This window comes from Cupriavidus neocaledonicus (assembly GCF_000372525.1).
In the GTDB taxonomy this organism is placed as follows: domain Bacteria; phylum Pseudomonadota; class Gammaproteobacteria; order Burkholderiales; family Burkholderiaceae; genus Cupriavidus; species Cupriavidus neocaledonicus.
This window is the reverse complement of record NZ_AQUR01000045.1, coordinates 1-9,821: the sequence shown is the minus strand read 5'-3', so window position 1 is coordinate 9,821 and position 9,821 is coordinate 1. Positions and strand designations below refer to the sequence as shown.

Genomic DNA, 9,821 nt, shown 5'->3' with positions numbered 1-9,821 from the left:
GCGATGCCTGTCGCTATTGCCACCGCTCGCCCTCCCCCCGGCCCCTCTCCCGCGCGCGGGAGAGGGGAGAAAACCGGCGGGATCGCGCAAGCCCTCGGCTACTTCATGTCATTCAGATGGCATGCCGAGAACCGCATCGGCGCAATCTCCTTGAGCAGCGGCTGCTCTTCGCGGCAACGCGGCATTGCGTGCGGACAGCGCGGATGGAAATGGCAGCCGCTCGGCGGGTGCAGCGGCGACGGGATCTCGCCGCGGATCGCGACGTAGGTCTTGCGCGCCACCTCCAGCTTGGGCGCCTCCGCCAGCAGCGCCTGCGTATAGGGATGGTTGGGCGTGGCGAACACGTCCTCGGTCGGCGCGGACTCGACCACCCGTCCCAGGTACATGATCACCACCCGGTCGCTGATGTGCTTGACCACGCCCAGGTCGTGGCTGATGAACAGGTAGGTCAGGTTCAGCTCTTCGCGCAGGCGCATGAACAGGTTCAGCACCTGGGCCTGGATCGATACGTCGAGCGCCGCCACCGACTCATCGCAAACCAGGAACTCCGGCTTCACCGCCAGCGCGCGTGCAATGCCGATGCGCGCGCGCTGGCCGCCGGAGAACTGGTGCGGAAAGCGACGCAGCACGGTCGGGTCCATGCCGACGCGCACCAGCATGTCCTCGACATAGCCCTTCTGCGCACCGCGCCCGACCAGGCCGTGCACCACCGGCGCCTCGCCGACGATGTCGAGCACGCGCAGCCGCGGGTTCAGCGACGCATACGGATCCTGGAAGATCATCTGGATCGCCAGCTGCTTTTCGCGGCGCTTGTCGGGCGGCAGGTGGTCCAGGTTGGTACCGCGCCACAGCCGTTCGCCCTCGGTCAGCGAATGCAGGCCCACGGCCATGCGCCCGAGCGTGGACTTGCCGCAGCCGGACTCTCCCACCAGCCCGACCACCTCGCCGGCGCGGATGCTCAGGTCGACGCGGTCCACCGCGTGCACCACCTCTTCGCGCGCATGCGCGCCGAACACGTTGGCGATGCGCGCGGCGGCATCGAGCGACTTGACGAAGCGCTTGGACACGCCGCGCAGTTCGAGGATCGGCGCGGCGGGCGTGGCGCCTTCTTGCCCGGCAGGCTCGGTCATCGGTCGGGATTGCAGTGCAGTAGCGCTCATGCTGCCTCCTGGTTGGCCAGCACCGGATGGAAGCAGCGCAGGCGGCGCCCGTCGGCGGCGGTTTCCAGCGGGGGTTCGGTCTTGCACGCCGCGGTCGCATAGGGACAGCGTTCGCGGAACGAGCAGCCGCCCGGCAGGTTCAGCAGCGATGGCGTCATGCCCGGGATCTGCCGCAGCGGCGCGCCGCGCGGATTGCGCGACGGCGCCGAACTGATCAGGCCGTGCGTGTAGGGATGTTCGGGGTGCTCCAGGACCTGGCGCACGTCGCCGGCCTCGACGATCTTGCCGGCGTACATCACGCATACCGAATCGGCGAGCCCCGCCACCACCGACAGATCGTGCGTGATCCAGATCAGCGCCGTGCCGGACTCGCGGCACAGGGTCTGCATCTCGTACAGGATCTGGCCCTGGATGGTGACGTCGAGCGCCGTGGTCGGCTCGTCGGCAATGATCAGGTCGGGCTTGTTCAGCAGCGCCGTGGCAATCGCCACGCGCTGGCGCATGCCGCCCGAGAACTGGTGCGGATAGGCCTGCAGGCGCTCGTCCGGCGACGGAATGCCGACCCGCGCCAGCGCATTGCGGGCGCGCTCGCGCGCCACCGCCTTGCTCACGTTCTCATGCGCCAGCACCGCCTCGATCATCTGCGTATCGATGCGCAGCACCGGGTTCAGCGTCATCATCGGGTCCTGGAAGATCATGGCGATGCGGTTGCCGCGCACGTCGCGCTGCTGCGCCGGCGTGAGCGCGCGCAGGTCGCGCGTGACGCCGTCGCGGCTGGTCAGCGCGATGCGCCCGTCGACGATCTTCCCCGGCGGGTCGATCAGGCCCATGATCGAATAGCCGGTCATGGACTTGCCCGAGCCGGACTCGCCCACCAGCCCCATGATCTCGCCGCGGCCCACGGTGAAGGACACGTCGTCGACGGCCCGGGCGATGCCGCCGCGCGTGTAGAAATGCGTTTTCAGGTGTTCGACCACCAATGTCGGTTGTGCCATCTCGCGCTCCCGGTTATTGCGTCTGCAGGCGCGGGTTCAGCACATCGCGCAGCTGGTCGGCGACCAGGTTCATCGCGACGATGGTGACCACCAGCGCGATGCCCGGGAAGAAGCTGATCCAGTACTTGCCCGACAGCATGTACTGCTGGCCGTTCGAGATCAGCGAGCCGAGCGACGGCTCGGTGATCGGCACCCCCAGCCCGAGGAACGACAGCGTCGCTTCCAGCGTGATCGCCGAGGCCACCTGCAGCGCCGCGATCACGATCAGCGGCGGCAGGCAGTTGGGCAGCAGGTGGCGGAACATGATGCGCGCGGGCGGCAGGCCCAGGCAGGTCGCGGCTTCGATGTATTCCTTGCGCCGTTCGACCAGCGCCGCGCTGCGCGTGGTACGCGCATAGTAGGCCCACTGCACCGCCACCAGCGCGATCACGATATTGCCCAGCCCCGGGCGCAGGAAGGCCAGCAGGATCAGCGCCAGCAGGATCGGCGGGAACGACAGCTGCAGGTCCGCCACGCGCATGATGAAGGCCTCGGTGCGACCGCCCAGGAAGCCGGCCAGCAGGCCCAGCGTGGCGCCCAGCAGCAGCGCGATCAGGGTGCTGACCACGCCCACGCCGATGCTGATGCGCAGCCCGTACATCACCGCCGAGAGGATGTCGCGGCCCTGCTCGTCCGAGCCCAGCAGGAAGGTCATGCCGCTGCCGGCCTGTTCGCCCGGCGCCAGGCGCGCGTCGAGCACGTCCAGCGTGGCCAGGTCATACGGGTTCTGCGGCGCCAGCCACGGCGCGAAGATGGCGATCAGGATGATCGTCACCAGCGTGGCCAGCCCGGCCACGGCAATCTTGCTGGCGAAAAACTCGGCGGCAAAGCGCCGCCATGGGGATTGCTCGCGCGCCGCGGCGGGCGGCGGCGTCTTGTCTTCGGGTTCGACGGTGACTGCGGTCATGGCTCAGCCCTTGTTGTCGGCAATGCGCACGCGCGGATCGAGCATGCTGTAGATGATGTCCACCACCAGGTTGATCAGGATGAACAGCGTCACGATCACCATCAGGTAGGCGACGATCACCGGCCGGTCCAGCAGCTGGATCGAGTCGATGATGAGCTTGCCCATGCCGGGCCAGGCAAAGATGGTCTCGGTCACGATCGCAAAGGCGATGATCGAGCCGAACTGCAGCGCGATCACGGTGACGATCGGGATCAGGATGTTCTTCAGCACGTGCACGCCGACGATGCGGGTGTTGGACAGCCCCTTGGCGCGCGCGAACTTGACGTAGTCCTGCAGCATCGCCTCCTGCGTGCCCGCGCGCGTGAGCCGGATCACCATGGCGATGTTGAGCAGCGACAGCGTCACGGCGGGCAGGATCAGGTGGCGAAGGCCGTCCGCGGTCAGGAAGCTGAGCGGGATGCCCAGCACGCGCACGGTCTCGCCGCGGCCGTTGGACGGCAGCCAGCCCAGCTGCACCGCGAACACCATGATCAGCATCAGCCCGACCCAGAAGGTGGGCAGCGAGAAGCCCAGGATCGACACCGTCATGATCGACTTGCCGGCAATGCCCTTGGGCCGCAGCCCGGCCCACAGGCCCAGCGGGATGCCCAGCACGATCGCCAGCAGGATCGCGCAGACCGCCAGCTCCATGGTCGCCGGCATGCGCTCGAAGATCAGCTTGAGCGCCGGCGTGCCGTGCGCGAACGAGGTACCGAGGTTGCCTTGCAGCGCGTTCTGCAGGAACACCCAGTATTGCTCCCACAACGGCTTGTCCAGGCCCAGCGCCGCGATGGTGCGCTTGATGTCCTCCTGGTCGGCCTGCGGGTTGATCAGGATGTCGACGGGATTGCCGATGGCAAAGACGCCGAGGAAAACCAGCAGCGACATGACGAAGAGCACGACCACGCTCTGCATCAGGCGCCGGATGATAAAGACCAGCATATTCGAACCACTTTCCTTTCGCGCGAATGCGCACGCCGCCCGGGAGCGCGTGGCGCTTCCAGGCGGCGCGGCAGCCATGCGCGGCACCGCGAACTCAGCAGCAGGCAGCCTGCCGGGGCTTGGCTTGGGGCTTGACTTACTGGGGCTTGAAGTTATGCGCGTAGGTGCGCTCGTCGGTGCGCGGCACGTAGACGATGCCCTTCTGCGTGGCCCAGGTGGTCACCTGCTGGTGGATCGGGATGATACCGCCATCGTTGATCGCGATCGCGGTGGCTTCCTGCAGCAGCTTGGAGCGCTCGGTGTCGTCCACCGTCGACAGCGCCTTTTCCAGCACCACGTCCATCTTCGGGTTGCAGTACTCGCCCCAGTTGGTGGTGCCGAAGCCCTTCTTGCTGTCTTCGCACGCCAGCAGCGCGCGCAGCGGCGAGCTGACCTCGCCGGTCTGCGCGCCCCAACCGAGCAGGCCGAACGACCACTCGTGCTTGATGCCCTTGGACGAGTACGTCGCCATCGGCATGCCCTCGACCTTGGTGGCGATGCCGATGCGGGTCAGGTTCTGCGCGATGGTCTGCGCGATCTTCTCGTCGTTGACGTAGCGGTTGTTGGGCGTGTGCAGCGTCACGCCGAAGCCGTTGGGGAAACCCGCCTCGGCCAGCAGCTTCTTGGCGCCCTCGGGGTCGTACTTGACCGTCTTCAGGTTGGGGTTGTAGCCGAACAGCGTGGGCGGCACCAGGTTGTTGGTCGGCTCGGACAGGCCTTCCATCAGCCGGTCCTTGATGCCCTGCCGGTTGATCGCCATGCTGATGGCATTGCGCACGCGCGTGTCCTTCAGCGGGTTCTTGTCCAGTGGCGCGCCTTCCTTGGTGGTGACGTAAGGCGACTTGTCGCGCTTGGCATCGAAATACAGGTAGATCACGCGGTGCGAGATCTTGGAGAAGAACGACAGCTTGGGATCGTTGCGCACCTTGGGCAGGTCGGGCGTGGGCACGTTCTCGATCGCCTGCACATCGCCCGACAGCAGCGCCGCCAGGCGCGTCGCCGGGTTGGGGATGAAGCGCAGCGTGACCTTGTCCCAGGCCGGCTTGTTGCCCCAGTAGTCGTTGTTGCGCACCAGCTCGACCCGGTCGTCGCGTGCATAGCTGACGAACTTGAACGGGCCGGTGCCGACCATGCCCTTGCCCTGCGCGAAGTCATCCGAGCCCAGGCCCTGCGTGGCCTTCTTCTGCACGATGAAGATCGACGTGAGGTCGTTCAGCATCAGCGGATACGGCTGGCTGGTGGTGAGCTGGATGGTGTGCTTGTCGATGATCTTCTTGTTGACGATCGCCTTGGTGTAGACGTCGAACTTGCCCGGGCTGTTCTGGATGGTGGCGGGGCGGTCGAGCGACCAGATCACGTCCTCGGCGGTCAGCTCGGAGCCGTCGTGGAACTTCACGCCCTTGCGGATCTTGAATTCCCAGGTGAGGTTGTTGACCAGCTTCCACGACTCGGCGAGGCCCGGGATGATGCGGCTGTCCGGGTCCATCTTGGTCAGCGAGTCGAAGATATGCTCGGAAACGTTGATGTTGGAAAACAGGTTGTAGAAGTGCGGATCCATCGAGGTCGGCGGCGAACTCATGGCCAGTTTGAGGTCCGCGGCCTGGGCGGTGCCGGCCAGCGCAAGGCCAAGGGCCCCCGCCACCGCGACCGCGCCAATTGCCTTCTTGAAAGTGCGAAGGGACATCGCGCAATTCTCCCTGTAGGAAGTGAAGCAGACGTTTTAGGATTGGCAATGCGCGCGCGCAGCGGGTCACGAGCGGCGCTGCTTTTTGGTGCGATCGGGCATCACAAAGCGACGGTATTGCCGGCCGGGCACTTCAAGCATGAACTGTTCCAGCAGTGGACATGTCACGGCAATGCGGGGAAACCCACCCGCGCCGGCATATTGCACTGCGCCAAGGCAGCGAGCGCGCAGCAAATCGCCGCGTTTTGGCGCTTTCGCGACAGGCATCGTATGATCCGGGTATCCCATTGCTAACGCCTTCGACCCCAAGGCCGCCCGGCATCATGAAGCTCATCCCCGAAATCCTGCAGGCGCAAGCCGAAATCCGCGCGATCCGGCGCGACATCCACGCCCATCCTGAACTCTGCTTCGAAGAGCAGCGCACCGCCGATGTGGTCGCGCGCAGCCTGGAAGCGTGGGGCATCGAAGTCCACCGTGGGCTGGGCACCACCGGCCTGGTCGGCGTGATCCGCAACGGGAGCAGCCCGCGTACCATCGGCCTGCGCGCCGACATGGACGCGCTGCCGCTGCAGGAAGCCAACACCTTCGAGCATCGCTCGCAGCACGCCGGCAAGATGCATGCGTGCGGCCACGACGGCCACACCGCCATGCTGCTTGGCGCGGCGCGCTACCTGGCGCAGCACAAGCCCTTCGACGGCACCGTGCACCTGATCTTCCAGCCGGCCGAGGAAGGCGGCGGTGGCGCGCGCGAGATGATCAAGGACGGCCTGTTCGAGCGCTTTCCGTGCGACGCGGTGTTCGGCGTGCACAACTGGCCGGGCATGCCGGTGGGCGCCTTCGGCACGCGCGCGGGTCCGCTGATGGCCTCGAGCAACGAGTTCCGCATCGTCGTGCGCGGCAAGGGCGCGCATGCGGCCATGCCCAACAACGGCAACGACCCGGTGTTCACCGCGGCGCAGATCGTGTCGGCGCTGCAGGGGATCATCACGCGCAACAAGCGCCCGATCGATACCGCGGTGATCTCGGTGACACAGTTCCATGCCGGCGATGCCACCAACATCGTGCCGGACCAGGCCTGGATCGGTGGTACCGTGCGTACCTTCACGGTGCCGGTGCTGGACCTGATCGAGCGGCGCATGGAAGAGGTGGCGCGCGCGGTGGCGTCGGCATTCGACTGCACCGTCGACTACGAATTCCACCGCAACTATCCGCCCACCATCAACAGCGAGGCCGAGACCGGCTTCGCCGCCGCGGTCGCCGCCGAACTGGTCGGCGCGGACAATGTCGACAGCAACGTCGAGCCCACCATGGGCGCCGAGGATTTCTCCTTCATGCTGCAGCACAAGCCGGGCTGTTACCTGTTCCTGGGCAACGGCGACGGCGGCCATCGCGATGCCGGCCACGGCATCGGGCCTTGCATGCTGCACAACCCGAGCTACGATTTCAACGACGAACTGCTGCCGGTCGGCTCCACCTTCTTCGTGCGGCTGGTGGAGAAATGGCTGGCACCTGCCTGAGGGCAGGCACGGTTGGCAGAGACCAGAGCGTGCACGAGCACGCCTGCCTGAACAGGGCACTACGAACACGACAGGGGAGCTTCGGCGATGGGCCGTTCGGCGCTGGATCGCGAGACCGCGCGCAGCTTTGCGCGCGTGGCGCTGGAGAATATCCTGCGCCGTTATCCTTACAAGCTGGACCACATGATGGCGGGCGCCGGCGACCTCGCCGGGCCCGCCGCCTGGCATCCGGTGTTTTGCGGCAGCTACGACTGGCACTCCAGCGTGCATATGCATTGGCTGCTGGTGCGGCTGCTGGCGCTATATCCGGACCTCGAGGAAGCACCGCGCATCCACGCCATGCTGGACGCGCAGTTGCGTCCTGATGCCATGGCCGCCGAACTCGCCTATTTCCGCCGGCCTGACTCACGCACCTTCGAGCGCCCTTACGGCTGGGGCTGGATGCTGAAGCTGCAGGCCGAGCTGCTGTCGCTGGCGCGCCACCACCCGCATGCCACGGCCTGGGCCGAAGCCTGCGCGCCGCTGGCTTCGCATTTGTCGCAGCAACTCGCGGATTTCCTCGACGCGGCGGCGTTCCCGGTGCGCACCGGCACCCATTACAACAGCGCCTTCGCGCTGGTGATGGCGCTGGCCTATGCGCGCGTGCACCAGGACCTGGCCTTGCGGCGCGCCATCGTACGGCGCGCCCACCGCTGGTTCGGCCACGACCAGAAGTATCCGGCCCGCTACGAGCCCGGCGGCGATGAATTCCTGTCCGGCGGACTAACCGAAGCCGTGCTCATGCACGCGGTGATGGACGGCTGCGCGTTTTCGGAATGGTGGGAGCTGTTCGTGCCGGGCCAGGCCGAACTGGCCAACTGGCTGACACCGGTCACGGTGACCAACCGCGGCGACCCCAAGGCCGCGCACCTGGACGGACTGAACCTGTCGCGCGCCTGGTGCTGGCGCCTGTTGGAACCCGCTTTGCCCGAACCGCTGCGGCCGCTGGCGATCCGCGCGTGGTCGGACCATATCGAGGCATCGCTGCCCCAGGCGGTGAAAGGCGAGTATGTGTCCACGCACTGGCTGGCCTCGTTCGCGGTGCTCGCGCTGGCCGAGCCGATCGGCGGCTGAGGGCACCGCCGGCGCGGCAACCTAGTCCAGCGCGATGTCGCCGTACCAGGCTTCGGCCTTGCTCTTGGTATTGTCGGTATCGGTCATGATGCCGACCGCGATGACGCGGCCGGGGTCGGTCCCGAACGCCTTGCGGTAGTCGGCGCGCAGATCGCGCTCGTGGCAACGCCACTGATTGGCATGCTTTATGCCGCTATCGACCACGATCATGCGCACACGATCAGTGTGGGGGTTGTTCACCACCGCGCCTTCGGCGCGCTGGCCGCCCCAGATATACATCAGCGTCGCGTATGGCATCTCGCGCCCGGTGGTCAGGCGCGCCATCTCGTACATCAACTGGTCCTTGAGCGGCAGCGCGCCCTTGTCGCCATCGAAGGCCACGAACAGGCGCAGGGGCGAATCCTCGCGCGGGCCATGGCTGTTGTCGGCATTGCGGATGATGCCGTTGGTCTTCCAGGTCCAGCGCAGCATGCCGGCATCGCGCTCGCGCAGCGGCACATAGAGGCCAGAGGCCGAACTGTCCGCCTTGGCATGTACCACGACACGCTGGTCGACCTCGGCCATCGAGTACGTGGTGGGGATCTTGTTGCGGTTGATGGTCCACGGCTGCCAGCCTACGGGCAACTGGTTGCCGCGCGGCGACACCGAAAACAACGGCAGCGTGGCGAGGGTCACAGGCGAGGCGTCGGCGCCATCGTCATCGTCATCGTCAGTTGCTTCGCCGTCAGCGGCGAGCGGGTTGGCAGCGGCCAGGGTGCCGGATTCAGTGAGCGCGGTATCGGCCTGCGCGGCGGCGTGGGCCGCCATGCGCTCGGTGAAGGCCTGGCAATCAATGGCGGAGCCGGAGGCGACCGGGGCGGCGGGAGTCGAAGCACCTTGCGGCGGGGAAGGCTGAGGGGAAGTGGAAGCGCACCCTGCCAGCATTAGCGCGCCGGCGGCGCCAGTCAAAACCAGCCGGAACCTCTTGGCCGTCATGTAACCCCTCGAAACCCGAAATCGCAGGCCCGCTCTGTCGGCATCGGCCCGCTCTATTGCTCACTGCTTGCTGCAAAACGTGTTGCAACCGCCTTCGTGCCACCCGTCGGCACTTGAGGGTCGAACATAGCAGAAGGTGGACGGGGCAGGAATGCGCCTCGACCCGCAATGCGGCATGAAAACAACGGGCGTGCACAAGCGCAGCGTTTAGGCCGCGCCAAAGACAAAACCCCTCGCAGCACACGCTGTCGAGGGGTTTTGCAGTATAAGAGCCTGGCGATGACCTACTTTCACACGGGTAATCCGCACTATCATCGGCGCGGAGTCGTTTCACGGACCTGTTCGGGATGGGAAGGGGTGGTTCCAACTCGCTATGGTCACCAGGCATGAGGGGTTGTGGCGCTGTCGGGT

General features: G+C 66.4%; 9 protein-coding genes and 1 rRNA gene. 2 read left to right on the top strand and 8 right to left on the bottom strand.

The features are described from left to right. Window positions 1-98 precede the first annotated feature (98 nt). The 6 genes from A3AG_RS0100715 to A3AG_RS33810 all read right to left on the bottom strand — a co-directional run bounded on the left by A3AG_RS0100715 (window position 99) and on the right by A3AG_RS33810 (window position 6,072). On the bottom strand, window positions 99-1,160 hold the full coding sequence (locus A3AG_RS0100715; RefSeq protein ID WP_018003714.1) for an ABC transporter ATP-binding protein: 1,062 nt from the start codon (window positions 1,158-1,160) through the stop codon (window positions 99-101). Next, a complete protein-coding gene (locus A3AG_RS0100710) occupies window positions 1,157-2,155 on the bottom strand; it encodes an ABC transporter ATP-binding protein (RefSeq protein ID WP_018003713.1) in 999 nt (332 codons plus the stop codon). Before A3AG_RS0100710 ends, A3AG_RS0100715 begins: the two co-directional genes overlap by 4 nt. A 13-nt stretch (window positions 2,156-2,168) precedes the next feature. Then, window positions 2,169-3,101 carry an ABC transporter permease gene (locus A3AG_RS0100705; protein ID WP_012353975.1) on the bottom strand — a complete coding sequence of 311 codons (933 nt, stop codon included), beginning with the start codon at window positions 3,099-3,101 and terminating at the stop codon, window positions 2,169-2,171. Window positions 3,102-3,104: 3 nt separating this feature from the next. Further along, on the bottom strand, window positions 3,105-4,082 hold the full coding sequence (locus A3AG_RS0100700) for an ABC transporter permease (protein ID WP_018003712.1): 978 nt from the start codon (window positions 4,080-4,082) through the stop codon (window positions 3,105-3,107). Window positions 4,083-4,218: 136 nt separating this feature from the next. Next, a complete protein-coding gene (locus A3AG_RS0100695; protein WP_018003711.1) occupies window positions 4,219-5,805 on the bottom strand; it encodes an ABC transporter substrate-binding protein in 1,587 nt (528 codons plus the stop codon). Between the two features lie 66 nt (window positions 5,806-5,871). Further along, on the bottom strand, window positions 5,872-6,072 hold the full coding sequence (locus A3AG_RS33810) for a hypothetical protein (protein ID WP_145987512.1): 201 nt from the start codon (window positions 6,070-6,072) through the stop codon (window positions 5,872-5,874). A 56-nt stretch (window positions 6,073-6,128) separates the two neighbouring features. Here A3AG_RS33810 and A3AG_RS0100690 point away from each other — a divergent pair, with 56 nt between their 5' ends. Next, complete coding sequence (locus A3AG_RS0100690) at window positions 6,129-7,322, top strand: M20 aminoacylase family protein (RefSeq protein ID WP_018003710.1); 1,194 nt, start codon at window positions 6,129-6,131, stop codon at window positions 7,320-7,322. A gap of 87 nt (window positions 7,323-7,409) precedes the next feature. Continuing rightward, complete coding sequence (locus A3AG_RS0100685; RefSeq protein WP_018003709.1) at window positions 7,410-8,435, top strand: DUF2891 domain-containing protein; 1,026 nt, start codon at window positions 7,410-7,412, stop codon at window positions 8,433-8,435. A gap of 21 nt (window positions 8,436-8,456) precedes the next feature. Here A3AG_RS0100685 and A3AG_RS0100680 read toward each other — a convergent pair whose 3' ends face one another. Beyond that, window positions 8,457-9,410 (bottom strand): DUF3047 domain-containing protein, encoded by a 954-nt coding sequence (locus tag A3AG_RS0100680; protein WP_018003708.1) that lies wholly within the window; start codon window positions 9,408-9,410, stop codon window positions 8,457-8,459. A gap of 271 nt (window positions 9,411-9,681) precedes the next feature. Further along, window positions 9,682-9,795, bottom strand: a 5S ribosomal RNA gene (rrf, locus tag A3AG_RS0100675). Window positions 9,796-9,821 lie beyond the last annotated feature (26 nt).

Bases quoted from the DNA above. Each gene is read 5' to 3' on its own strand.
- A3AG_RS33810 (WP_145987512.1), bottom strand. From the start codon at position 6,072: ATGCCTGTCGCGAAAGCGCCAAAACGCGGCGATTTGCTGCGCGCTCGC.
- A3AG_RS0100700 (WP_018003712.1), bottom strand. From the start codon at position 4,082: ATGCTGGTCTTTATCATCCGGCGCCTGATGCAGAGCGTGGTCGTGCTC.
- A3AG_RS0100680 (WP_018003708.1), bottom strand. From the start codon at position 9,410: ATGACGGCCAAGAGGTTCCGGCTGGTTTTGACTGGCGCCGCCGGCGCG.
- A3AG_RS0100695 (WP_018003711.1), bottom strand. From the start codon at position 5,805: ATGTCCCTTCGCACTTTCAAGAAGGCAATTGGCGCGGTCGCGGTGGCG.
- A3AG_RS0100705 (WP_012353975.1), bottom strand. From the start codon at position 3,101: ATGACCGCAGTCACCGTCGAACCCGAAGACAAGACGCCGCCGCCCGCC.
- A3AG_RS0100690 (WP_018003710.1), top strand. From the start codon at position 6,129: ATGAAGCTCATCCCCGAAATCCTGCAGGCGCAAGCCGAAATCCGCGCG.
- A3AG_RS0100710 (WP_018003713.1), bottom strand. From the start codon at position 2,155: ATGGCACAACCGACATTGGTGGTCGAACACCTGAAAACGCATTTCTAC.
- A3AG_RS0100685 (WP_018003709.1), top strand. From the start codon at position 7,410: ATGGGCCGTTCGGCGCTGGATCGCGAGACCGCGCGCAGCTTTGCGCGC.
- A3AG_RS0100715 (WP_018003714.1), bottom strand. From the start codon at position 1,160: ATGAGCGCTACTGCACTGCAATCCCGACCGATGACCGAGCCTGCCGGG.